At 57.1% G+C, this 23,010-nt stretch carries 19 protein-coding genes, 1 pseudogene and 1 riboswitch; of the genes and pseudogenes, 13 read left to right on the forward strand and 7 right to left on the reverse strand.

Going from position 1 to position 23,010, the window contains the following annotated elements; genetic code table 11:
- Positions 1-12: 12 nt before the first annotated feature.
- From mutL to KO116_RS13565, 4 genes and pseudogenes are all read right to left on the reverse strand, one after another.
- A pseudogene (mutL, locus tag KO116_RS13550) lies at positions 13-1,919 on the reverse strand (DNA mismatch repair endonuclease MutL).
- A gap of 32 nt (positions 1,920-1,951) precedes the next feature.
- Positions 1,952-3,415, reverse strand: a complete 1,464-nt coding sequence (locus KO116_RS13555) for an N-acetylmuramoyl-L-alanine amidase (RefSeq protein ID WP_035566419.1) — start codon at positions 3,413-3,415, stop codon at positions 1,952-1,954.
- Positions 3,406-3,912: a tRNA (adenosine(37)-N6)-threonylcarbamoyltransferase complex ATPase subunit type 1 TsaE gene (gene tsaE / locus KO116_RS13560; RefSeq protein ID WP_035566422.1), complete on the reverse strand. Its 507-nt coding sequence runs from the start codon at positions 3,910-3,912 to the stop codon at positions 3,406-3,408. The genes KO116_RS13555 and tsaE overlap by 10 nt, the downstream gene beginning before the upstream one ends.
- Positions 3,913-3,923: 11 nt before the next feature.
- Positions 3,924-5,396, reverse strand: coding sequence for an NAD(P)H-hydrate dehydratase (locus KO116_RS13565; protein ID WP_035566424.1), 1,473 nt, complete (start codon positions 5,394-5,396; stop codon positions 3,924-3,926).
- Between the two features lie 97 nt (positions 5,397-5,493).
- Between KO116_RS13565 and queG the strand changes: the two genes are divergently transcribed.
- A complete protein-coding gene (queG, locus tag KO116_RS13570; RefSeq protein WP_374730586.1) occupies positions 5,494-6,627 on the forward strand; it encodes a tRNA epoxyqueuosine(34) reductase QueG in 1,134 nt (377 codons plus the stop codon).
- Between the two features lie 39 nt (positions 6,628-6,666).
- Here queG and orn read toward each other — a convergent pair whose 3' ends face one another.
- Positions 6,667-7,272: an oligoribonuclease gene (orn, locus tag KO116_RS13575; RefSeq protein ID WP_144408589.1), complete on the reverse strand. Its 606-nt coding sequence runs from the start codon at positions 7,270-7,272 to the stop codon at positions 6,667-6,669.
- A gap of 156 nt (positions 7,273-7,428) precedes the next feature.
- On the opposite strand from orn, the gene rsgA reads away from it, so the two are divergent.
- Genes rsgA through asd form a run of 3 tightly spaced genes read left to right on the forward strand, consistent with a single transcriptional unit; the run spans position 7,429 to position 10,153 of the window.
- Complete coding sequence (rsgA, locus tag KO116_RS13580; protein ID WP_035566432.1) at positions 7,429-8,448, forward strand: small ribosomal subunit biogenesis GTPase RsgA; 1,020 nt, start codon at positions 7,429-7,431, stop codon at positions 8,446-8,448.
- An 18-nt stretch (positions 8,449-8,466) separates the two neighbouring features.
- Positions 8,467-9,309: a sulfurtransferase gene (locus KO116_RS13585; RefSeq protein ID WP_035566435.1), complete on the forward strand. Its 843-nt coding sequence runs from the start codon at positions 8,467-8,469 to the stop codon at positions 9,307-9,309.
- Between the two features lie 10 nt (positions 9,310-9,319).
- A complete protein-coding gene (gene asd / locus KO116_RS13590; RefSeq protein ID WP_035566438.1) occupies positions 9,320-10,153 on the forward strand; it encodes an archaetidylserine decarboxylase in 834 nt (277 codons plus the stop codon).
- Here the strand turns inward: asd and epmA are convergent.
- Positions 10,150-11,130: an EF-P lysine aminoacylase EpmA gene (epmA, locus tag KO116_RS13595; protein WP_035566441.1), complete on the reverse strand. Its 981-nt coding sequence runs from the start codon at positions 11,128-11,130 to the stop codon at positions 10,150-10,152. The two genes, asd and epmA, sit on opposite strands and share 4 nt — an antisense overlap.
- Positions 11,131-11,241: 111 nt before the next feature.
- The gene (gene efp, locus KO116_RS13600; protein WP_035566444.1) at positions 11,242-11,808 is read right to left on the reverse strand and encodes an elongation factor P; all 567 of its coding nucleotides are present in this window, start codon (positions 11,806-11,808) and stop codon (positions 11,242-11,244) included.
- A 164-nt stretch (positions 11,809-11,972) separates the two neighbouring features.
- Here efp and epmB point away from each other — a divergent pair, with 164 nt between their 5' ends.
- From epmB to KO116_RS13645, 9 genes are all read left to right on the forward strand, one after another.
- A complete protein-coding gene (gene epmB, locus KO116_RS13605; RefSeq protein ID WP_035566447.1) occupies positions 11,973-13,007 on the forward strand; it encodes an EF-P beta-lysylation protein EpmB in 1,035 nt (344 codons plus the stop codon).
- 211 nt (positions 13,008-13,218) lie between these two features.
- A riboswitch (guanidine-I (ykkC/yxkD leader) is annotated at positions 13,219-13,341 on the forward strand.
- Between the two features lie 57 nt (positions 13,342-13,398).
- On the forward strand, positions 13,399-14,490 hold the full coding sequence (locus tag KO116_RS13610; RefSeq protein ID WP_035566449.1) for a putative urea ABC transporter substrate-binding protein: 1,092 nt from the start codon (positions 13,399-13,401) through the stop codon (positions 14,488-14,490).
- A gap of 76 nt (positions 14,491-14,566) precedes the next feature.
- Positions 14,567-15,394 carry an ABC transporter permease gene (locus KO116_RS13615; protein WP_035566451.1) on the forward strand — a complete coding sequence of 276 codons (828 nt, stop codon included), beginning with the start codon at positions 14,567-14,569 and terminating at the stop codon, positions 15,392-15,394.
- On the forward strand, positions 15,391-16,185 hold the full coding sequence (locus KO116_RS13620; protein ID WP_035566453.1) for an ABC transporter ATP-binding protein: 795 nt from the start codon (positions 15,391-15,393) through the stop codon (positions 16,183-16,185). Before KO116_RS13615 ends, KO116_RS13620 begins: the two co-directional genes overlap by 4 nt.
- A complete protein-coding gene (locus KO116_RS13625; RefSeq protein WP_035566455.1) occupies positions 16,182-16,919 on the forward strand; it encodes an urea amidolyase associated protein UAAP1 in 738 nt (245 codons plus the stop codon). Before KO116_RS13620 ends, KO116_RS13625 begins: the two co-directional genes overlap by 4 nt.
- A 12-nt stretch (positions 16,920-16,931) precedes the next feature.
- Positions 16,932-17,570 (forward strand): urea amidolyase associated protein UAAP2, encoded by a 639-nt coding sequence (locus KO116_RS13630; protein ID WP_035566457.1) that lies wholly within the window; start codon positions 16,932-16,934, stop codon positions 17,568-17,570.
- Between the two features lie 75 nt (positions 17,571-17,645).
- Positions 17,646-21,275, forward strand: a complete 3,630-nt coding sequence (uca, locus tag KO116_RS13635; protein ID WP_035566459.1) for an urea carboxylase — start codon at positions 17,646-17,648, stop codon at positions 21,273-21,275.
- Entirely contained in the window at positions 21,272-22,336 is a 1,065-nt protein-coding gene (locus tag KO116_RS13640; protein WP_035566461.1) for an isopenicillin N synthase family dioxygenase, read from the forward strand. Before uca ends, KO116_RS13640 begins: the two co-directional genes overlap by 4 nt.
- Entirely contained in the window at positions 22,333-23,010 is a 678-nt protein-coding gene (locus tag KO116_RS13645; RefSeq protein WP_045812132.1) for a hypothetical protein, read from the forward strand. The genes KO116_RS13640 and KO116_RS13645 overlap by 4 nt, the downstream gene beginning before the upstream one ends.

Consider the following 23,010-nt stretch of genomic DNA (forward strand, 5'->3'; position numbering starts at 1 on the left):
TTCGTCATGCTGCTATTGGCCTCTTAAGAACAACCGATCAAGTGCTTTTAGCCCCATCTGTGTCCAGGTGGGTCGGCCGTGATTGCACTGATCACTGCGCTCCGTGCGCTCCATGTCGCGCAACAGCGCGTTCATTTCGTCGATCGTAAGCCGCCGATTAGCACGTACGCTGCCATGGCACGCCATGGTAGAGAGTAGCTCATGTAGCCGCGCCTCGACCTGATGAGTGCGCCCATAGCGCGCCAACTCCTCTAGCATTTGTCGCACTAAAGCCTCAGGGTCCGCCTGAGAGAGCAACGCTGGCAACTGGCGCACCAGCAGTGTTTCCGGTCCGGCAACATCCAGCTCAATGCCCAGCTTGGCAATGGCCTCTTGCTCGCTCTCAGCCGTCGCCACTTCTGCCCGACTAGCGGCGATAGAAACCGGCACTAGCAGCGGCTGGGCATCTAATCCTTTAGCAGCCGCTAGCTGTGTTTTCATACGCTCATAGACAATTCGTTCATGAGCGGCATGCATATCCACCAGCACCAACCCCTCAGCGTTTTGAGCCAGAATATAAATGCCGTGCAACTGTCCCAACGCAAACCCCAGCGGCGGTGGTGCAGTGGGATCGTTGTCGGGCATGGACAGGGGCGCTTCACGCACCTCGCTACCTCGCTCACCAGGAGCGCTCGTCTGCGGTGTTAACAGCGTCTCTTCGTGATTGGGATGGAGCGCCTGATAACCCTGCATAAAGCGGCGCACACGCTCTGCACCAGGGTGACGATCCGGCGAGTGGGTCAGCGCAATCCCCTGCTGCTGCCAACGGGGCTGTTCAGCGTTCGCTTCTGAAGCCGCGCCCTGTGCCAATGCGCCTGACGTGTCAGCCACCTCGCCCCCCCCTCCCCTGGGGTCTCGGCGGGTTTAGCGGACGCCAGGGAGTGGTGGAGGCTCGAATAGAGAAAATCGTGAACCATACGACCATCACGAAAGCGCACTTCATGCTTGGTGGGGTGGACGTTTACGTCCACAACGTCTGGATCAAGCTCCAGATAGAGCACAAACACCGGATGCCGACCGTTAAACAGCACATCGCGATACGCCTGACGCACCGCATGGGCCACCAAGCGGTCGCGCACTACGCGTCCATTGACAAAAAAGTACTGCTGGTCGGCCTGGGAGCGGGAGTGGGTGGGCAGCCCCACCCAGCCGCTTAGCCGCAAACCGCCCGCTTCGCGTTCGATATAGCGGGCGTGCTCGATAAAATTTTTGCCCAGCAGCGAGGCGATACGCCGCTCACGGGCCGCTGCAGAATGGCCGGCGGGTAGTTGATGAATGACTTTTTGGTTATGGCGCAATACCCAGGCGATGTCGTAACGCGATAGCGCCTGACGGCGAAACGCCTCTTCCACATGGGCAAATTCGGTCTTTTCAGTGCGCAGAAACTTGCGCCGGGCGGGGGTATTAAAAAACAGGTCGCGCACGCCGACGCTAGTACCCCGTGGGTGTGGCGCGGGGGTAACCCTGGCTTCCATTCCCCGCCCTTCCGCGACCACCCGCCAGCCATGGCGGGGGTCATCTTCGGCATTGGAGATCAGCTCCAGCCGTGAGACAGAGCTAATTGATGCCAAGGCCTCGCCGCGAAAGCCTAGCGAGCTAACGCCCTCTAAGTCTTCCAGGCTGCCAATCTTACTGGTGGCATGGCGGGCCAGGGCCAGCGGCAAATCCTCTTCGCCAATGCCAATCCCGTCATCGCGCACCTTAATCAGTCGCGCGCCACCCTGCTCGATCTCCACTTCGATACGCTGGCTACCTGCATCAATGGCGTTTTCAATCAGCTCTTTGGTCACCGACGAAGGGCGCTCAACCACCTCACCAGCGGCAATCTGGTTGGCCAACCGTGGGTCGAGCACATGAATACGCGGCGCGGTAGCGGTCATATCAGTCAACTTGAAACCTCATGAACGATTAGTCATGAACGGGGAATCTGTAACACTTGGCCAACGCGAATCACGTCACCGTTCAATTCATTGGCCTGCCTCAATTGATTAACCGGCACGCCGTGACGTACGGCAATCGCAGAGAGGGTATCCCCCGACTGAATACGGTATTCGTTACCCGCAGGGCGACGCTGATTATCACGCTGCCAAGCAAGCAGGCTGGCCGGTGGCGGGTAGCGTTCAAAATGCTCACGCAAGCCGCTGAAAATAGCCTGCGAAAGCCCCGATTGATGGACTGGGTCGCGCAGACGACGCTCTTCATCCGGGTTGGAAATAAAGCCAACCTCAATGAGCAGCGAGGGTATATCCGGAGATTTCAGTACCATAAACCCAGCCTGTTCAACGCGAGACTTATGCAGCCGATTAATCCGTCCTAGTTGCTCTAACACCTGCCCGCCGATAGACAGCGAATCGTTTAAGGTGGCGGTCATGGTCAAATCCAGGAGCACGCCGCGCAGCACCTGGTCTTTATCGCGCAAAGAGAGGTTGCCATCGACACCGCCGATCAGATCGGAACGGTTCTCGCTATCGGCCAGCCATTGAGCGGTTTCCGAGGTGGCACCACGCTGGGAGAGCGCATAGACCGAACTACCTTGTGGCCTTGGACTGGTAAAGGCGTCGGCGTGTATGGAGACAAAGAAGTCAGCCTTCTGCTCACGGGCCAACGTGGTGCGCTGACGAAGTCCTAGATAGTAGTCTCCATCCCGCACCAGCACGGCCTTAAAGCCTTCGGTGCCGTTGACTTGCGCGGCTAAGCGCCGGGCAATTTCCAGCACTACGTCCTTTTCGCGGGTACCTGATGGGCCAATTGCCCCAGGGTCTTCGCCACCATGACCGGCATCCACGGCAATAATAATATCGCGCCTTGGATGCGGTTTGGCTTCCTGGACCTCTGCCGGGGCTGGGTCACTAGGCGACGCTGCGCTGCTGGGTAGTTGGCTTTGAGCAGATGCTCGCTGGGCCTGAGTTTCCTGATCTCGAATCATCGCCTCGATAGGATCGATCGGGTTCTCGACGGCGCTCTCACCGGGATACTCAAGATCAACGACCAGCCGGTGGCCGTACTGGTCGTTAGGTGTCAGGGTAAAGTGACGCGGCTCAATTTCTCGATTGAGCTCAAGCACTACCCGAAGGCCGCCGCTTTCTCGCGTGCCAGTACGCACCGAGGTAATCGCACTGTCATGCAAAGGCAGCGTACTGGGATCGGTGTCCATTTGAGTATCATCTAAATCAATCACCAACCGCGCAGGGTTCTCTAGTGAAAACACGTTGGCATTCGTGGCAGAGGACAGATCAAATACCAGCCGGGCATGATCCGGCGCCGCCCAAAGACGCATACTTTCCACGCTGGACGCTTGAACATTAACCGCCGCCAGGGCAAAAAAACTGGCGGCTAACAAACAAGATACACGTGCCGCTATGCCCTTTATTTCCATTGAATCACACCGTTGCCCAAATGGTCGGAACTTACCTTGCCTACTTTACTTTCCAATAATGCCAGCATACGCCTGCCCCGATCACTGCTCGCTGTTAATGAGGCTAAGCGCCCTTGAGCGGCCACTTCAAGCACCAGCGCGATATCAGGAGCTGGCAGCCACCCTTCCCCTCGGCTGGGCCACTCAACAATACTAAGCGCATCGTCGGCCAGCATGTCTCGACCACCGATAAACTCAAGCTCTTCTGGATCTGACAAGCGGTACAAATCTAGATGATAAACCCGTTGGGCACCCAGCTCGTAAGGCTCGACCAGCGTGTAAGTGGGGCTTTTAACCGTCCCTCGATGGCCATAAGCACGCAGGATACCGCGGGTTAGCGTCGTTTTACCGGCTCCCAGCTCACCTTCCAGATACACCAGCCCGCGTCCTTGCAACACCTGCCCGAGTGCTTCGCCAAAGGCGACCTGGGCTTCTTCGTTGTCTAATTGCACCTGCATGTGGGCTGCCTTCACGGATTAATCAATTTTCGCGCATAGGATGCCAGATCGCTGGCCAGCAGGCCACGCTCACCTTCTTGCTTTGCCGCTCGATCAGCCGCTAACGCGTGCACCATCGTGGCTAGCCAGGCGCTAAACTCCACCTCACCGCGCTGCGCAACCAGCGCTCCCAGCATGCCGCTAAGCACATCGCCCATCCCGCCGCTGGCCATGCCCGGGTTGCCGTAAGGGCACACGACCAAGCCACTGGGGCCAGCGATTAAACTGCCCGCGCCTTTTAGGATTACCACGCCACCCCGGGCGCGTTGCAGTGCCTGGGCAGCGGCAGGTCGATCTGCCTGAATATCGGCCACCTCACAGCCCAACAGTCGTGCGGCTTCACCAGGGTGCGGGGTCAATATCCAGTTATCGCGGCGAACATCCGGCCATTGACGCGCCAACAGGTTAAGCCCATCAGCGTCCACCACCAGTGGCGCATCTGACTGAAGCGCACTCTGAAGCACCGCCTGCCCCCAGGCAGCCTGACCCAGCCCGGGCCCCACTACTACAACGTCAGCGTTATTAGGCAGCTCTGCGGCCTCGGCGCCACCGCGTACGCCATGGGCCATCACTTCCGGGCAACGCACCAAACTCGCAGTGATATGCTCTGGGGCCGTCGCCAAGCTTACTTTCCCTGCCCCCAAGCGCGCGGCGGCCTGGCAGGCCAGCAGCGCAGCGCCACCGAAACCGGGTGCGCCGCCCATCACCAGTACGTGCCCCATATCACCTTTGTGGTTAGTGCGCAGGCGTGGCGCAAAGGCATCGGCCAGTAGCGAATCATCCAGACGCCAAGCCGTGGGGGGAATGTCGAAATAGGGCTGGGCTTTGACGCCCAAGGGGCGAAAATCGATCTCGCCGGTATAGGCTGGCGCCTCCCCTGTATGCAACCCCACCTTATCGCCAATAAAAGTCACCGTGCAGGCGGCTTTAACAGCAATACCCAATACAGCACCGGTGTCTGCGACTAATCCTGAGGGAGTATCAATCGCCAGTACCGGCCGATGCGCGGCATTGATCATTTCGATAGCACGCTTGAAGCGTCCCTCTACCTCACCGGTCAAACCGGTCCCCAACAGCGCATCGACAATCACTTCGCCGGTGAGCTCAATGCCAGCGTGCCACTCTTCGCAGCCCACCCCCGCAGATGTTGCCAATTCTGCTGCACGGGCCGCATCACCGCTTAGCTCGACTAGGGGCTTCAGCGTAATTCGCTGCACCTTAAGGCCGGACTGCATGGCCAGCGCTGCCAGCACGTGACCATCGCCACCGTTATTACCACTCCCACACATCACGGTTAAACTGCGCACTTGTGGCCAGCGGGAGCGGAAACTGTGCCAGGCACTTGAAGCAGCGCGCTGCATTAGCGCAAAACCATCAATGCCGCCGGCAATGGTGCGACGATCCAGTTCCCGCACCTGGGCGGATTTATATAGAGGGCGTAGCATGGAAGTACTCGGGACCGTCACGATCGCTCCTTTCACATGTTTTGATGGCTGCCAATGCGTTAGCATAGCGCGCTTAATGCCTTGCTGTTGATTGACTATGTCGAATTCCACTGCCTTTGCACGTTCTGATGGTGCAATGACTGACCAGAAACTTGCTCGCCTTGCCGACCTGATTAAAACCTGGGGGCGAGAGCTGGGCTTTCAGCAGGTGGGCATCACCGATACTGAGCTGTCGGCTCATGAAGCCCATCTCGAGGCGTGGCTAGAAAAGGACTACCACGGCGAAATGGGCTTTATGGCCAAGCATGGCACTAAGCGCACTCGCCCTGCGGAACTCGAACCCGGCACTCAACGCATTATCAGCGTACGCATGGATTATCTCCCCGCCGAAGTGGAGAGCACCAAGGTGCTCGGTCAGCCCAGCCGCGCCTATGTATCGCGCTACGCCTTGGGGCGTGATTATCACAAGCTAATCCGCAAACGGTTAGCCCTACTAGCAAAAAAAATTGAGCAAGAAGTCGGTGACTTTGGTTACCGCGCTTTTGTTGACTCAGCGCCAGTCATGGAGCGCGCCCTGGCCCAAAAAGCGGGGCTCGGCTGGTTTGGCAAAAACGCCATGCTGCTCAACCCTAAAGCGGGCTCGCTGTTCTTTCTGGGCGAACTGTATACCGACCTGCCGCTCCCCATTGACGCACCGTTTGAGCACGAACACTGCGGTAGCTGCAGCGCTTGCCGCACCGCCTGCCCTACCGGCGCCATCGTTGACGATAAAGTGGTCGACTCCCGCAAGTGCATTTCGTATCTCACCATCGAACTACACGGCGCGATTCCGGTCGAGTATCGCCGCGCCATGGGCAACCGTATTTACGGCTGCGATGACTGCCAACTGGTCTGCCCTTTCACCCGCTTTACCCATATCACCCAGGAAGATGACTTTGCGCCGCGCCATGACCTAGACCGCGCATCGCTTATTAGCCTGTTTGGCTGGGGCGAAGCGGAGTTTCTAGATAAAACCGCTGGCAGCCCCATTAGGCGCATTGGCTACCAGCGCTGGCTACGCAATATAGCCATTGGCCTGGGCAACGCACCCTGGAGTGAGGCCGTAGAAGCCGCATTATGGTCACGCCGCGCTTACCCAAGCCCTCTTGTCCGTGAACATGTTGCCTGGGCGCTTGAGGAGCAACGCAGGAAGCGCGGTGAGCGCATTGCTACCGATACCTGCGCTTCTTAACGACGCTTTTTAACTACCCTTCTTAACGACTCTTTTTAACTACTCTTCTTCGTCACTGCTCTGCTCAACGCGCAAAAACGTACTGCGGTAGTGGGCTAGCTCAGCAATCGACTCTTTAATATCGTCCATGGCCAAGTGCACATTCTGCTTACTAAAGCCCGCCAACGCGCCGGGGTTCCAGCGTTTGGCCACCTCTTTCAATGTCGACACATCGAGATTGCGGTAGTGGAAAAAATTGAGCAGCGCAGGCATCTCACGCTCCAGAAAACGTCGATCCTGATGGATGCTATTGCCGCACATGGGCGACGAACCCGCCACCGCGTACTGCTGCAGAAATGCCAGGGTTTGCTGCTCAGCTTCAGCGGTTTCCACTTGGCTGGCTTTCACCCGTGCAACTAAGCCTGAATCGCCGTGGGTTTTCTGGTTCCAGTCATCCATTTGCGCCAGCAAACTGTCGGTCTGTTTGACCGCAATGATTGGCCCTTCCGCCACCACGTTCAAATCCGCATCCGTAATGAGTGTGGCTACTTCAATAATGCGCTCTTTATTTGGGTCGAGACCGGTCATCTCGAGATCAATCCACACCAGTAGATCATCTCGTGGCACCGTTTTTCCTTCCGTTGCACCCGTCGTTTCGTTGCTCATTACCATTATTCCTTTGCCTAAATGCGTATAACATCGCGCAAGTGTGCCTTAATTTGGCCCATCAAGCAGCTAGACAGGCCTACTTGGCGTCTAGATAAATACAATGACACCTTTGCTAGGTACAATGGAGCCTATTGTACCTAGCATCGGGTAGACATGAGCAAACGTAAATTAAGTCGTCAGCAGCAGTGGCGAGTCGATAAAGTCCAGGCGGAACGTGCCCAGCGCGCTGAAAAGCGCGACGTACAAGACGCTGAAAAACTTGCCGCCGGCGAATACGGTGCCGAACAGCCGGGCCGTGTCGTTGCTCACTTTGGACGTACCCTAGAGGTACGCAATAGCGATAATGAACCTGTGCGCTGTCACTTACGCGCCAACTTAGATGGCCTCGTTACCGGCGACAGAGTGATATGGCGCGCAGGGCAAGAAGGCTCCGGCGTGGTGGTGGCACGGGAAGAGCGGGACAGCGTGCTAAAGCGCCCCGATGCTCGCGGCCTGCTCAAACCGGTGGCCGCCAATATTGATCAGCTATTGATCGTATTTGCGGTTGAACCCGCGCCTCACGCCAACCTTATCGACCGTTACCTGGTTGCAGCCGAAGCTACCGGTATAGCGCCAGTGCTAGTGCTCAACAAAACCGATCTACTGCCAGAAGATGGCGGCGAGTTAGGCAAACTATTAGAACGCTATCGCGATTTGGGCTACCCCGTCGTGCGCACCACCACCGCCACCGAAACCGGACTGGATGATCTGCGCAGCCAGCTCGAAGGGCGCACCTCGGTTTTTGTCGGTCAAAGCGGCGTGGGCAAGTCTTCGCTTATCGACCTGCTGCTACCTGATGAAACCCTGCGCATTGGCGCGCTCTCGGAAGACTCCCGCAAAGGCACTCACACCACCACCACGGCACGCCTCTATACCATGAGTCGCGCTGAAGTGGCCGACGGCGATGTCATCGACTCACCGGGTATTCGCGAGTTTGGTCTGGTGCACCTCAACGAGCAGGAAGTTACCGACGGCTTTATTGAGTTTCACGACTATATTGGTCATTGCCGCTTCCGCGACTGCCGCCACCGTAATGAGCCAGGCTGCGCTTTACTCGCAGCGGTCGAGGCAGGCAAGATTCATCCAGCACGCTTTACCAGCTACCGACGCATACTTGATAGCTTGGATAGCTAGGATTTAGAGGAGTTACCCATGAGCACCGAAAACCAATCGTCGGAATCCAACCTGCTGCCGCTAATCGTTGAGCCCGAACAGCTGCAGGAATATTTGGATGATCCACAGCTGCTGATTATCGATGTACCGGTTAATGGCGATAGCTATCGCCAGGGCCATGTGCCTGGGGCTATTTTCCTCGATTTTCGCTACTTGATGCGCGGTGAAGGACCGGTACCCAGCGACGTTCCCAGCGTCGAGGCGCTATCAAGGCTGTTCAGTGCCCTGGGCTTAACCCGCGATACTCATGTGATCGCTTACGACGACGAAGGCGGCGGCTGGGCGGCACGATTACTGTGGACGCTTGATCTTATCGGCCACACTCGCTACTCCTATTTGAACGGTGGCATTCACGCTTGGCGCGATGCGGGCCTGGAAGAGAGCACAGAACCGACCGCCCCGACCCCCAGCGAATACCACGCTGAGTTTCTCAACCCCCAAGCCCTGATTACCGGCGACGAAATCAAAGAGAAGCTTGACGATAAGCAGTTTGCGGTATGGGATGCGCGCTCCAAAGATGAGTACGATGGCGTACGTGGCAACAACAAACACCTGGGCCATATCCCAGGAGCGGTCAATATGGATTGGCTCCTCGCCATGGACCGCACCCGTGCGCTACGTATACGCGATTACGCCGAGCTCATCACCGAGCTAGGTGCCTTGGGCCTCACGCCCGACATGGAAATTGCTACCCACTGCCAAAGCCATCACCGCAGCAGCTTTACCTGGCTGGTGGGCAAGGCGCTAGGCTTTAATATGCGCGGCTATGCGGGCTCCTGGGGTGAATGGGGCAACCGCGACGACACACCGATCGAGAAGTGAAAATATTACTGTGACTCTTTCCCAAAAAGCCTTTTCGCTACTCCAGTATCCGCTGCCCCAGCACGCGCTATCGCGCCTGACCGGCAAGTTTGCCCAGTGCGATAACCCCTGGGTAAAAAACACGCTGATTAAAGCGTTTATCAAACGCTTTAACGTTGATATGAGCCAGGCGCTGGAACCAGACCCCACTGCTTACGCCACGTTTAACGACTTTTTCACCCGTGCACTTAAAGCCGATGCGCGGCCCGTGGGAGAAGGCATCCTCAGCCCCGCCGATGGCACGCTTTCCCAATACGGACGCCTACAGGCCGGACAACTGGTGCAGGCCAAAGGCCACACCTACTCCGCGCAGATCCTACTGGGCGGCGATACGGCACTAGCAGAGGAGTTCTTAGGCGGCAGTTTTGCCACCGTGTATCTCTCCCCACGGGACTACCACCGGGTGCATATGCCGGTAACCGGCACTCTACGCGAAATGATCTACGTGCCCGGGCGGCTCTTCTCGGTCAACCAAGCCACCGCCAACTACGTGCCCGGCCTCTTCGCCCGCAACGAGCGCTTAGTATGTATCTTTGATACCGAGCACGGCCCCATGGCGATGGTACTGGTTGGTGCGGTGATCGTCGCCGCTATCGAAACCGTCTGGTCAGGGCAGGTGACGCCGCTTTCTGGTTACCCACAGCGCATGCAGTTTGGGCAGCCCATAGTGCTGGAAAAAGGCGCTGAGATGGGCCGTTTCAAGCTTGGCTCCACGGTCGTGATGTGCTTTGCTAACCCCGTCAACTTTGAAGAGCGTCCTCTGGCGACAATGGTCAGCATGGGAGAGTCGTTAGGTAATCACTAGCAATTAGGCGTTGAGAATGTAAGCACGTCTTCCAGGCGTGCTTTACCCAGTGCCAGTTGAATAAGACGATCAACCCCCAGGGCGACACCAGCACCTTCAGGCATCCCATGCTCAAGTGCGGCCAACAGGTACTCATCAACGTCTACCTCAGGCAAGCCTAAGCGGCGGCGTTCAGCGTTGTCTTCAGCAAAGCGTGTGCGCTGTTCCTGTGCATCGGTCAGCTCATCGTAGCCGTTAGCCAACTCAATACCGTTTAGATAAACCTCAAATCGGGAAGCCACCCACTCACCGTCTACGTCTTGATGGCGTCGCGCCAGGGCTGCTTGGCTAGCAGGATAATCAATCACCACACTTAGCTCCTGCTGGCCTAACTGTGGCTCGATTACAACGCTCATTAACAGGTCAAGGCATGTCTCGCGGCTTTCATCGGCTAAAGATTGGACAGGCATTTGCGCACGCTCGGCAGCTATCGCCCGCAGTCTATCCAGCGAGGTGGTGAACGGATCAACCTCTACGTAAGTATGAAACAGCTCCCGGTAGCGGTAATGCACAAGCGGGCCGGGAAAACTGGGCAGCAGTGACATAATGAGCGTCGCGGTCTCATCAATCAGTTGATCCAGCGTAAACTGTGGCCGATACCACTCCAGCATAGTGAACTCGATATTATGTCGGGCGCCGATCTCACCATCGCGAAAACTGCGCGCAAGCTGAAAGATCGGCCCACTGCCCGCTGCGAGCAAGCGTTTCATATGGAATTCAGGGGAGGTTTGCAGCCATAGACGGCGCTGCCCCTTGTCCGTGCGCGCCAAGGTGTATAGCGAGACCAAGTGCACATCCGTGCTGCCCCCCTGCCCCAACACTGGCGTTTCCACTTCTAGCACGTCACGCTGGGCAAAAAAAGCGCGCACTTTGGCCATTAACCGCGCTCGCTCGCGGAGCGTCTCAATAGACGCAGAGGGTTGCCAATCAATGGCCATCATTACTCCTTATAAGCACTGTTTTCTAAAATTAGTTTTCTAACATTAGTGCCGAGCAAAAAATGGCCACGCAAAATGCGTGGCCATTATCATTACTCTTTTGAAAAACGATCAAGCGCGGGAGACGTAGTCACCGCTGCGCGTGTCCACTTTCAGCACTTCGCCCTGGTTAATAAACAAAGGTACACGAACAACAGCACCTGATGACAAGGTAGCTGGCTTGGAACCACCCTGGGCGGTATCGCCTTTCAAACCGGGGTCTGTTTCAACGACTTCCAGCTCAATGAAGTTGGGCGGCGTGACGGAGATCGCTTTATCGTTCCAGAGCGTAATGACATAAGGCACCTGCTCCTTAAGCCATTTCTCAGTATCACCCAAGGCTTTCTTCTCCACCGCGTACTGCTCGAAGGAGCCATCGGTCTTCATGAAATGCCACATGTCACCGTCGGTGTAGAGATACTCCATCTCTAAATCCATGACATCGGCACCTTCCAGCGAGTCACCGGATTTGAAAGTCTTCTCACCTACGCGGCCAGTCATCAGATTCCGCAGCTTAACGCGGTTAAACGCCTGCCCCTTACCGGGCTTGACCAGCTCGTTCTCAACGATCGAACAAGGATCGCCGTCGAGCATTACTTTCAGACCGGCCTTGAATTCGTTGGTAGAATAGTTCGCCATAATGTCTCTCAATCATCCATTTCAGTTATTTGTTTCAACAGGTGGTGCGCGAAGCCATACTTTACCGCCGTCAGCAGGTTTATATACCAGCAGCTATATGCCAGCAGCGTTGCAAATGGCGTCGTTAAATAAGTGCGCGCATGATAACCCGAAGGAGGGCTTTTTTGCAGGAGAACATCATTATTGCCGCGTCTGAAACGCAAAGCCATTGCTATTCAATGGTGCAATCCACTTGGCAGCAGCAGCTCTCCCACGCCATTCGAGACCCGCAAATACTTTGTGACCGGCTGGGCCTAAGCCACGACTGGTTGGCGGGCGCCCAAGCAGGTCACGACCTGTTTGACGTATGTGTGCCAGAGGCTTATCTCAACAGAATAGCCTATGCCGACATAGACGACCCACTGCTGCGCCAGGTGCTGCCGCTGGGCGAAGAAGCGCTCACGCCGCATGGATACGTCGTCGATCCGCTCGCAGAAGCCGACCACCGGCCCGCTAAAGGGCTGATTCATAAGTATGCTGGCCGGGTGCTGCTTATCGCCAGCCCCAACTGTGCCATCAACTGCCGCTACTGCTTTCGCCGCCATTTTCCCTATAGCGACAACTCCCCCTCCAGAGCGCAGTGGCAGGAAGCACTCGACTACTTACGAAGCGAAACCACTATTCACGAGGCGATTCTCTCCGGCGGCGACCCGCTGGCCGCCAATGACCGCCAATTGGCATGGCTGGTGGAACAGCTAGAAAGCATCCCGCACCTTAAGCGGCTACGCATTCATACCCGCCTACCGGTAGTGATTCCTGACCGCATTGATGACGCCTTGCTCAATTGGTTATCCACCACCCGACTACAAAAAGTCGTAGTGCTGCATATTAACCACGCCAACGAGATTGACCAGACAGTCGTTGATGCCTGCGCGAGGCTTAAACAAGCCGGGGCGACGCTACTCAATCAAAGCGTGCTGCTGCGCCGAGTGAACGATAGCGTCAGTGCGCTTGCAGCGCTATCTGAACGGCTATTTGAAGCGGGCATTTTGCCCTATTACCTACATGTATTAGACCCCGTGCAGGGCGCTGCGCATTTTGATGTGCCGGATAGTGAAGCCCGTGAGCTCGTTGCTCAACTGCGCGATCATTTACCGGGGTTCTTGATGCCACGCCTGGTGCGGGAAATTCCTGGTAAGGGCAGTAAAACACCTCTTTGACGCTGACCAAGCGACACAAACCAGTGCAGAAGCTCACTTTTTCGCACCATTAAGATGCATGCAGCGGGCCCATGCCCCTGCCGCTCTGCAGGATTTTTCACTGTAATTATCTGAAACGGAAGGATTTAGATTGAATCGGCCACGATTTTGCCTTGTATCTAAGCGTAACAAACGGGGTATCGGTAGCTAAAGCTGCCAGACAATTTAGTTTCCAATAGATCGCTAGGGTTCCGACTCCATCAACGTATAACCCCTGATGGATGTGGCTGGTCCGAGAGCAATCGACCTGACGCCAAGGCGTGAGGTTACACGGCGGGACAAAAGCCCGGGAGGATAAGGCGCAGTGATGCGCCGATGCCCCCGAGTTTTCCCTTAGCCGTTGGAGGCTGCCATGACCCGTTGCAATCATACTTCCCCAAAGCACTTCCCCCTCGCTACACTTTCAGCCGCGCTCTCTACCACTCTGCTGGCAACAACCCTTGTCGCCGCTGCGCCTGCCCAGGCACAAGAGCGGGAAGAGTTTAGCGTTTGCTGGTCGATTTATGCCGGCTGGATGCCCTGGGCCTACGCCGATGTTGAAGGCGTCGTCGACAAATGGGCCGACGAGTACGGCATCAGCATCGATGTGGTGCAGGTCAACGACTACGTTGAGTCAATTAACCAGTTTACCTCGGGCAATGTTGACGGCTGCGCCATGACCAATATGGATGCGCTGACAATCCCCGCCGCCAGTGGGGTTGACTCCACCGCACTGATTATTAACGACTACTCCAACGGTAACGACGGCATAGTGCTCAAAGGCAGCGACGATCTAGCCGATATCGAAGGCCGCGAGGTCAATCTCGTTCAGTTCAGCGTCTCCCATTACTTTCTCGCTCGCGCCCTTCAGAGCGTCGGCTTAACCGAACGCGACATCGAAACAGTCAACACCTCCGATGCGGATATTGTTGGCCTGTTCTCTAGCGACACCACCGAAGCCGTGGCCGCCTGGAACCCACAGCTAAGCGCTATTGCTGAGATGCCCGACAGTAACGTGGTGTACACCTCAGCGGAAATTCCCGGTGAAATCCTCGACATGATGGTCGTCAACACCCAAACCCTGGCGGACAACCCAGAACTTGGTCATGCCCTGGTAGGCGCTTGGTACGAAGTGATGGACTTGATCGAAGCAGACGACGAGAACGCGCTGAGCATTATGGCTGACGCTGCAGGCACTGATGTGGAGGGCTATCGTAATCAGTTAGACGCCACCTACCTCTACACCGACCCTGCCGAAGCTATCGAGTTGATGGAGAACCCCGAACTGCTTGACACCATGGAGCGCGTCGCCGAATTCAGTTTTGAGCACGGTCTACTCGGCGATATGGCACCCAATGCAGGCGTGGTCGGCATCGAAACCCCCAGTGGCGTATTCGGCGATGAGAGCAATGTGCAACTGCGCTTCGACCCTAGCTTTACCCAAGCTTACCTCGACACTCAGTAACGGGGTCCTCCTGCATTAGCGCGATGGGAGCGGCGCCTGCCGCTCCCTCTGCACTCATCTTCTGTGGACAACCGCCATGAAGCGATTGATTAACCTAGCGCCCTCCCGGGGCAGCCGCTGGCTTTTAGGCCTACTGCCTTTTTTGCTACTGGCGATGCTGTATATGAGCCTCTCCAATGCAAGGTTGGCGGAAAACCCTGATGACCGCCTGCTGCCTACTCCCTCGACCATGGCCAGCACTTTTTACCATTTAGCTACCGCTGAGAACGTGCGTACAGGGGAGGTGGTGCTGTGGACAGACACCTTCGCAAGCCTGGAGCGCATCGTCATTGGTGTGGGTATCAGCGCGTTGATTGGCTTGGTCGTGGGCATCTTAAACGGCGGCATTCCCATCCTTCGTGCCAAGTTCTCGCCGCTGGTCACCGTCGCCTCACTGATTCCCCCCATGGCGATACTGCCGATTCTATTTATCGCCTTTGGTACCGGCGAAGCCGCCAAGATTGCACTGATTGTGATTGGGGTAACGCCCTTCCTTATTCGTGACCTACAAGGCCACGCCTTGCGGCTACCCGACGAGCAGTTGATCAAAGCGCAAACCTTAGGCGCCAGCTCCTGGCAGGTGTTGTTAAGAGTTCTGCTGCCACAACTTACCCCACGGCTATTAAACGCCACCCGTTTGGCACTGGGCACCGCTTGGCTGTTTTTGATCGCCGCCGAAGCCATTGCCGCCCAGGAAGGGCTTGGCTACCGCATCTTTTTGGTGCGCCGCTACCTCTCCATGGACGTGATTCTGCCCTACGTGGCCTGGATCACCCTGCTGGCGTTTTTGCTTGACCAGCTGTTGGCCTGGGTGTCGCGGCTGGCATTCCCTTGGTACCACGCTGGCGAAGGAGATAACTCATGAGCCTGCTAGCGGCCAAACGGCTAGAAAAGCACTACGGCAATCATGTGGTGCTCGAAAATCTTAATTTCAGCGTTGAGCCTGGAGAATTTGTCACCTTAGTGGGTGCTTCAGGCTGCGGTAAAACGACTTTTCTGAAAATGCTGTTAGGTACCGAAGCCATTTCGCGCGGCAGCTTAACCCTGGATGATCAGCCCATTCCCAATGAGCCAGGACCAGATCGCGGCGTGGTGTTTCAGAAGTACTCGGTGTTCCCCCACTTAACCGTGCTCGGCAACGTAATGATTGCCGATGAGTTACACAGCTCAAAACTGCTGGGCAAAAGCTTCGGTGCCGCCAAGCGCCGCGCAATAGAAAAAGCGCGCGCTCGGATTGAAGAAGTCGGCCTGGGCCACGCGCTTAATAAATACCCTCATGAGCTTTCCGGCGGTATGCAACAGCGCCTGGCCATTGCCCAGGCGCTGATGATGCGGCCACGCATTTTATTACTCGATGAGCCTTTCGGTGCGTTAGATCCCGGCATTCGCCAGGATATGCACGTGCTGATCAACCGCCTGTGGCAAGAGCAGCAGCTGACCATCTTTATGATCACCCACGACCTTAAAGAAGCCTTTGAGCTGGGCACACGGCTGTGGGTATTTGATAAAACCCGCCACGATCCCCAGGCGCCGGAAGCCTATGGCGCCACGATTACTTACGACTTACCTATTTCACGCGATCGTCCTTCGAACGAACTTAAAGAAGCGCTTCACCAGGGCGGCCTGCAAACTCACACCCAGGAGACGCTGCTATGACAGACGCTGTTATGAATAGCCAACCCGCTTACACCACCCACTTACCCGGCGGGCATCACTGGTCGCTGCGCCTGCGCCGCGGCACCACCCTCACGCTGACGGCCAAAGAGGCCGACAGCAACGTGGGGCTTTTGTGCTACAACCCGGAAAACCTGCTGGAACGCTTAAACCTGCCCGATACCTTGAAGGGCCAGCACACCTTTAAGCTTACCCAGGGCCACTGCCTTTACTCAGATATGGGGCGCATTTTCGCCTCTATCACTCATGACGACCTGGGCTGGCACGATAGCGTTGGCGGCAACCTGATGCCCCATCACTTGCTAAAGAAAGGCTGGCAGCCGGTCAGCTATCAGCAGGCTCACAACGACTGGACGCTTACTGGCTTCGACGCCTTTTTGGTTGAGCTTGCCAAGTACGGCCTGGGCCGTCGGGATATGACGGCCAACCTCAACCTGTTTTCTCGGGTAGAAAGCGACGACGAAGGCAAGCTGCGCTATGTGCCCCGCCACTGCCAGCCGGGCAAAAGCGTCACGCTGCGCTTTGAGATGGACACGCTTGTCCTGTTGCATACTTGCCCTCACCCCCTCGATCCCAGTGCTGACTACCCCCGCCGTGGCGTGGACATTGCCCTCGGCACCGCCGAGCCGGTGACAGAAGACGATCCCTGCTACCGCTCGCGGCCTGAAAACGCGCGTGGTTTTGCAAATAACCGCCTTTACCACCTCGGCTTATAAGGGAGACGCCGCATGATTATTGAAAGCACTCTACGCCCCGAAAACGCCTTGAGCCGCACAACGGTGAACGCAGGCGATCACTACATTGGCACGGTCAAGCGCGGCCAAACCCTGCGCATTCTCGATTTAGAGGGTAACCAGGCCGCCGACACGCTGTTCTTTAGCGCTGACGATACCAGCGAACGCTACAGCGCTATGGATACGGTACGCGAACAGGGCGCGGTTTATCTCACCGCAGGCACGACGCTAATGTCCAGTGAAGGCCGCGCCATGCTGACGATCAGCGCCGATACCTGCGGCCGTCACGACACCCTGGGCGGCGCCTGCGCCAGCGAAAGCAACACCGTGCGTTACGACCTGGAAAAGCGTCATATGCACTCCTGCCGAGATAACTGGATGCAGGCCATCGCCAACTTTCCAGAGTTCGGCCTGACCAAGCGCGATATCACCCACAACATCAACTTCTTTATGAACGTGCCGGTCACTGCCGACGGCGGGCTGACCTTTGAAGACGGCATCTCCGCGCCGGGCAAGTATGTGGAGATGATCGCTGAGATGGATGTGATCGTGCTGGTCTCCAACTGCCCTCAGCTCAACAACCCCTGCAACGGATACAACCCAACGCCCATCGAGCTATTGGTTTGGGAATAAGTACTTCGCCCTAGGGACGACCCTAGAAGGCCAAGCAACCTGCGGGACGACCCGCCTTTGTTTGCAGGCAGTGCCATGTCCATCAATACAACGTTTAGCAAAGTTCTGATTGCCAATCGCGGCGCCATTGCCGCACGCATTTTACGCACGCTGAAAGCCCTCGGTGTGGGCAGCGTGGTGGTTTACGCCGATGCGGATCGCGACGCCCCCTACGTCCACCAGGCCGATGAGGCTTACTCTCTCGGCGAAGGCGGCGCCAGCGATACCTATCTTAATATCGATAAGTTGATCGCCATTGCCCAACAGAGCGGCGCCCAGGCAGTGCACCCCGGCTACGGCTTCTTGTCAGAGAACACCCGCTTTATCGCTGCCTGCGATGCCGCAGGGCTGACCTTTTTAGGCCCAACCGTCGAACAGATTGAGCAGTTTGGTCTTAAACACCAAGCGCGTGCGCTGGCCGAAAAAGCCGGTGTACCGCTAGTACCCGGCTCCGAGCTGCTTACAAACGTTGATGAAGCACTCAAAAATGCCGAGCAGATTGGCTACCCGGTGATGCTCAAATCCACCGCCGGTGGTGGCGGCATCGGCATGCAGGTATGTCAAAACGCCGCCGAACTTAAGCGCGCCTTTGACTCGGTCAAAGGTCTGGGCGAGCGCAACTTCGGTGACGGCGGCGTGTTTCTCGAGGCCTATATCGCCTGCGCCCGCCATATCGAAGTGCAGCTCTTTGGCGATGGCCAGGGCAATGTCGTTGCCCTGGGCGAGCGTGATTGCTCGACCCAGCGCCGCCACCAAAAAGTGCTCGAAGAGTGCCCGGCCCCTAATCTACCGGAACATGTTCGCCAGGCGCTGCACGCCACCGCTGTTCAGTTGGGCAAAGCGGTCAACTACCGCAGCGCCGGTACCGTTGAGTTTATTTACGATACCCAGCGCGAGGCATTTTATTTTCTTGAAGTGAATACCCGGCTCCAGGTTGAGCACGGCGTCACCGAGATGGTGTATGGCATTGATATCGTTGAGTGGATGGTAAAACTGGGCGCAAACCAACTGCCCACGCTTGAAACACTGACAAAAGATCTCGCCCCCAGCGGTCACGCAGTGCAAGCACGCCTCTACGCCGAAGACCCCGCCCACGATTTTCGCCCCAGCGCAGGTTTGCTGACTGAAGTTGATTTCCCACAGGCTGACGGCCTGCGTATCGACCACGCCATAGAAGCCGGGCTGGAGATCTCAGCGCTCTTCGACCCCATGCTAGCCAAAGTAATCGCTCACGCCGACAGCCGCGACGCTGCTATTGAGCAGTTAGCTGCAACGCTTGATACCGCCAGTGTTTATGGCATCACTACTAACCGCATCTGGCTGGCCCATGTGCTGCGTGCCGAGCGTTTTCAACATGCCGACCTGGATACGCACTGGCTTGCTACCCTTGAGTGGGCGCCCCCCGTCGTAGAGGTGATCGCTCCTGGCACAATGACGACGATTCAGGACTTCCCAGGCCGCCAGGGCCACTGGGATGTGGGTGTGCCGCCTTCCGGGCCATTTGATGACTGGTCATTTCGCCTGGGCAACCGCCTGCTGGATAACCCCACCGATGCCGCCGGGCTTGAAATCACCCTCACCGGTCCAACGCTACGCTTTCACCGTGCGACCCAGATCGTGCTGGCAGGTGCCAGGCTCCCCGCTACGCTAGATGGAGAAGAAGTAGCCTTTTGGCAGGTAGTGGATATTCCTGCCGGTTCCACGCTGACGTTGGGCAAGGCCGCGGCGGGCGCTCGCGCCTATCTATTGGTACGCGGCGGCATTGCCTGCCCTCGTTACCTGGGCTCCCGCAGTACCTTTACCCTGGGCCAGTTTGGCGGCCACGGCGGCCGCGCGCTAAGAAGCGGCGATATGCTAGATTTACCTCTGCTCTCGCCTACCTCGGCGGCTCAGCTTGATAAGACGCTCATCCCGACCTTTGGCAATCAAGGCAGCGGTAAAACCTGGCGAGTGGCGGTACTTTACGGCCCCCACGGCGCGCCGGACTTTTTCACCGATGACGATATCGAGCGCTTTTTCGATCACGAATGGGAGGTGCACTACAACTCCAGCCGCACAGGGGTCCGGCTGATTGGTCCACGCCCCGAGTGGGCGCGAGCCGACGGCGGCGAGGCGGGACTACACCCCTCCAATATTCACGATAACGCCTATGCCTTTGGCACTATCGACTTTACCGGCGATATGCCGGTTATTCTGGGCCCCGATGGGCCTTCACTTGGCGGCTTTGTCTGCCCCGCCACCGTAATCCGCGCCGAACGCTGGAAGCTGGGGCAGCTCGCCGCGGGCGATAAAGTACGCTTTGTCCCGGTTAGTCTTAACACCGCTCGCACCCTGGAAGAGCGCCAGCTAGACCAACTGGCGTCTCTCACAGCAGCGCCCGTCGAAGAGATTCAGCCAGAGCGTGACACCCCTGTTGTGCGCGACGTACCCGCCGAGCAAGCCGGTGAGCGAATTGTCTACCGCCGCGCCGGGGATGATTTCCTGCTGATCGAGTTCGGCGCCATGGAGCTGGATATCGCGCTGCGCTTTCGGGTTCACGCCTGGATGCTGTGGCTACGGGAACACTCGCTGCCCGGTCTGCGGGAATTAACCCCCGGTATTCGCTCGCTGCAGATTCACTATGAGCCATTAGCACTGTCCTTGGATAAGCTGCTCGCCCATCTGCAAAAAGCCGAGCAGGCGCTAATAGATGTGGAATCGCTGGAAGTGGAGTCGCGGGTGGTGCATCTACCGCTCTCCTGGGACGACCCCGCCTGTCAGGAAGCCATCGATAAATACCAGCGCAGCGTGCGCCCAGATGCGCCCTGGTGCCCCAGCAACCTCGACTTTATTCGCCGTATAAACGCCCTGGAAAGCGAACAGCAAGTGCGCGATATCGTCTTCGATGCCCGCTACCTGGTAATGGGGCTGGGGGATGTCTACCTGGGTGCGCCTGTGGCGACTCCTCTTGACCCGTGCCAACGGCTGGTGACCACCAAGTACAACCCCGCTCGCACCTGGACAGCGGAAAACTCCGTGGGCATTGGCGGCGCTTACCTGTGCGTTTACGGTATGGAAGGCCCCGGCGGCTACCAGTTTGTTGGCCGTACGCTGCAAATGTGGAGCCGCTACCGCACCACGGCACACTTCGAGAACCCTTGGCTGCTGCGCTTTTTTGATCAACTGCGTTTTCATGAAGCCAGCCACGAAGAGCTTGAGCAAATTCGCCGCGACTTTCCCCATGGTCGATATGACCTATCCATTGAAACCGCACGTTTTCGCCTAGCGGACTACCAAGCCGAGATCGATAAAAATGCTGAAGCGATTGAGACCTTCCGCACCAAGCGCGAAGCCGCTTTCCAGGCAGAAATGGCCGCTTGGCGGGCCAATGGCCAGTTCACATTCGAAGATCAGGCACCGGAAAGCGCCGAAGTAACAGCGCTGGATGACAACGAGCTAGGCATCGAAAGCCCCGTCACCGGCAGCCTTTGGAAGTTACTGGTTGCAGAAGGTGAGCAGGTAACCGCTGGCCAACCGGTGGCACTGGTGGAATCGATGAAAATGGAAGTTGAGATCACCGCCCACTGTGGTGGCCGCGTCGTTCGCCTGCCGCTTGCAGAGGGAGCATCGATTGCCCCTGGGCAGCCCATCGTGGTGCTTAGCAGTGAAGCGGAGGCAACCCCATGAGCCAATCAACGAACGATCAGCGCCTCGCCGATTTTCAGGCGATCCCAGTGATCGATATTCATGACCTGCTACATGGGGATGTAAGTGCGCGCCAAGCCGTTGCCGAGCAACTTGGCCGCGCCGCCCGCGAGGTGGGTTTCTTTCAAATGGTGGGGCACGGCATTGATCGCTCCCTTCGCGAAGGGCTAATCAGCCAAGCCAAGCGCTTCTTTGCCCAGCCAACCGAGACCAAAATGGAGCGCTATATTGGTCTTTACCACCACCACCGGGGCTATGTGCCGCCCGGTGAAGAGTCGCCGGATCCCAAAAAGCCGGATATGAAAGAGGCCTTCGATCTTGCCTTTGAACTCCCCAGCGATGATCCTGAGGTCTTGGCAGGCACTCCCCTGCTCGGCCCCAATCCCTGGCCCGACCTTGAGCACTTTCGCGAGCCGGTCGCAGCCTATTATGACGCGGCCTACCAGGTTGGCCGCACACTGATGGGCGGCTTTGCCCTAGCGTTAGGGCTTAAAGAGAACCATCTACTTCACCATGTAACTAAACCGCCCAGCCAGCTGCGCCTGATTCACTACCCCTATAACCCCGATGCCGAAGATGCTCAGGGCATTGGTGCCCATACAGATTATGAGTGTTTCACCCTATTGCTCCCCACCGCACCGGGTCTTGAGGTGATGAACGGCGCGGGTGAATGGATTGATGTGCCGTTTCGAGACGACGCCTTGGTGGTCAATATCGGCGATATGCTGGAGATATGGAGCAACGGCGAGTTTGTCGCCACCTCTCATCGGGTGCGTAAAGTAAAGGAAGAACGCCACTCTTTCCCGCTGTTTTTCGCCTGCGATTACCATACCGAAGTCGCGCCACTGCCCGAATTAGTCGAAAGACACGGTAAAGCCCATTACGCACCGCTCAAAGCGGGTGATCACCTTTACGCCCAAACTATCCAAACCTTTCGCTACCTGCGCGAGCGTTTAGCAAAGGGTCAGATTGCACTTCCCGAAGGTGCCCGTGAAGTAGGCAGCCTGGGCCAGCACGGCAAACATAAGGCCCCCCCCTTATGAACGTCGACGTGCCTGCCACACCTCATGCATTTCGCGGCGTATGGCAGCGCACGCTCTACGCCGAACCCGCTAAAGAGCCCTATCAACAGGCCGACACCGCTACTCAAGTTTATTGGCTACAGGGCAAGCACTGGCACGCCGATCTGCGCCTGCCTGCAGACTCACCTGACTTTGCAGGTATCACCTGTTTAGACGACTGCAATCGCCGCCAGCTTGAATGGCTGGCGGGGCTCACTGCTTTTGCAGGTATTACCCAAATCGATAGTGAGCTAGGGGTATGCACCTGGCATCGCTATCAGGATCTATGCCCTAGTCTGGAAAAGGATGTAGGGCTACTGCAATGGATTAACGACACCACCCTGGAAGAGCAACACCCACACGGTCAGTACGTTGAGCACTGGCAACGGCTTGCCAATGATGTCGTTGAAGAAGTGATTCAAACAGATCAGCAAGGCCAACTGCGTTGGCTGCAAATCGGCGACCGCGCTATGGCAATTACCCCTCGCCCTTGGGCAGATAGCGCAGACGCACTATTTGCCCCAATCAGCAGCTTAACTGACAGCGCTCTTCGCTGGCGCGCCAGCCTATGCTTTGACTACTTAGAGCGTAGCCAAGACGTTTGGCAAGCAGTGCTATCTACCCAGCCCTGGCGGAAGGGGCAACACGTAAAATAA

This window comes from Halomonas sp. KO116, assembly GCF_000734975.2.
GTDB lineage: Bacteria > Pseudomonadota > Gammaproteobacteria > Pseudomonadales > Halomonadaceae > Vreelandella > Vreelandella glaciei.

Coding starts and splice junctions, on each gene's coding strand:
- queG (WP_374730586.1), top strand. CDS start 5,494: ATGTCGAATTCCACTGCCTTTGCACGTTCTGATGGTGCAATGACTGAC.
- tsaE (WP_035566422.1), bottom strand. CDS start 3,912: ATGCAGGTGCAATTAGACAACGAAGAAGCCCAGGTCGCCTTTGGCGAA.
- efp (WP_035566444.1), bottom strand. CDS start 11,808: ATGGCGAACTATTCTACCAACGAATTCAAGGCCGGTCTGAAAGTAATG.
- KO116_RS13625 (WP_035566455.1), top strand. CDS start 16,182: ATGACAGACGCTGTTATGAATAGCCAACCCGCTTACACCACCCACTTA.
- KO116_RS13645 (WP_045812132.1), top strand. CDS start 22,333: ATGAACGTCGACGTGCCTGCCACACCTCATGCATTTCGCGGCGTATGG.
- KO116_RS13630 (WP_035566457.1), top strand. CDS start 16,932: ATGATTATTGAAAGCACTCTACGCCCCGAAAACGCCTTGAGCCGCACA.
- orn (WP_144408589.1), bottom strand. CDS start 7,272: ATGAGCAACGAAACGACGGGTGCAACGGAAGGAAAAACGGTGCCACGA.
- KO116_RS13565 (WP_035566424.1), bottom strand. CDS start 5,396: ATGCTACGCCCTCTATATAAATCCGCCCAGGTGCGGGAACTGGATCGT.
- KO116_RS13615 (WP_035566451.1), top strand. CDS start 14,567: ATGAAGCGATTGATTAACCTAGCGCCCTCCCGGGGCAGCCGCTGGCTT.
- KO116_RS13620 (WP_035566453.1), top strand. CDS start 15,391: ATGAGCCTGCTAGCGGCCAAACGGCTAGAAAAGCACTACGGCAATCAT.
- KO116_RS13640 (WP_035566461.1), top strand. CDS start 21,272: ATGAGCCAATCAACGAACGATCAGCGCCTCGCCGATTTTCAGGCGATC.
- uca (WP_035566459.1), top strand. CDS start 17,646: ATGTCCATCAATACAACGTTTAGCAAAGTTCTGATTGCCAATCGCGGC.
- epmA (WP_035566441.1), bottom strand. CDS start 11,130: ATGGCCATTGATTGGCAACCCTCTGCGTCTATTGAGACGCTCCGCGAG.
- KO116_RS13555 (WP_035566419.1), bottom strand. CDS start 3,415: ATGGAAATAAAGGGCATAGCGGCACGTGTATCTTGTTTGTTAGCCGCC.
- KO116_RS13610 (WP_035566449.1), top strand. CDS start 13,399: ATGACCCGTTGCAATCATACTTCCCCAAAGCACTTCCCCCTCGCTACA.
- KO116_RS13585 (WP_035566435.1), top strand. CDS start 8,467: ATGAGCACCGAAAACCAATCGTCGGAATCCAACCTGCTGCCGCTAATC.
- rsgA (WP_035566432.1), top strand. CDS start 7,429: ATGAGCAAACGTAAATTAAGTCGTCAGCAGCAGTGGCGAGTCGATAAA.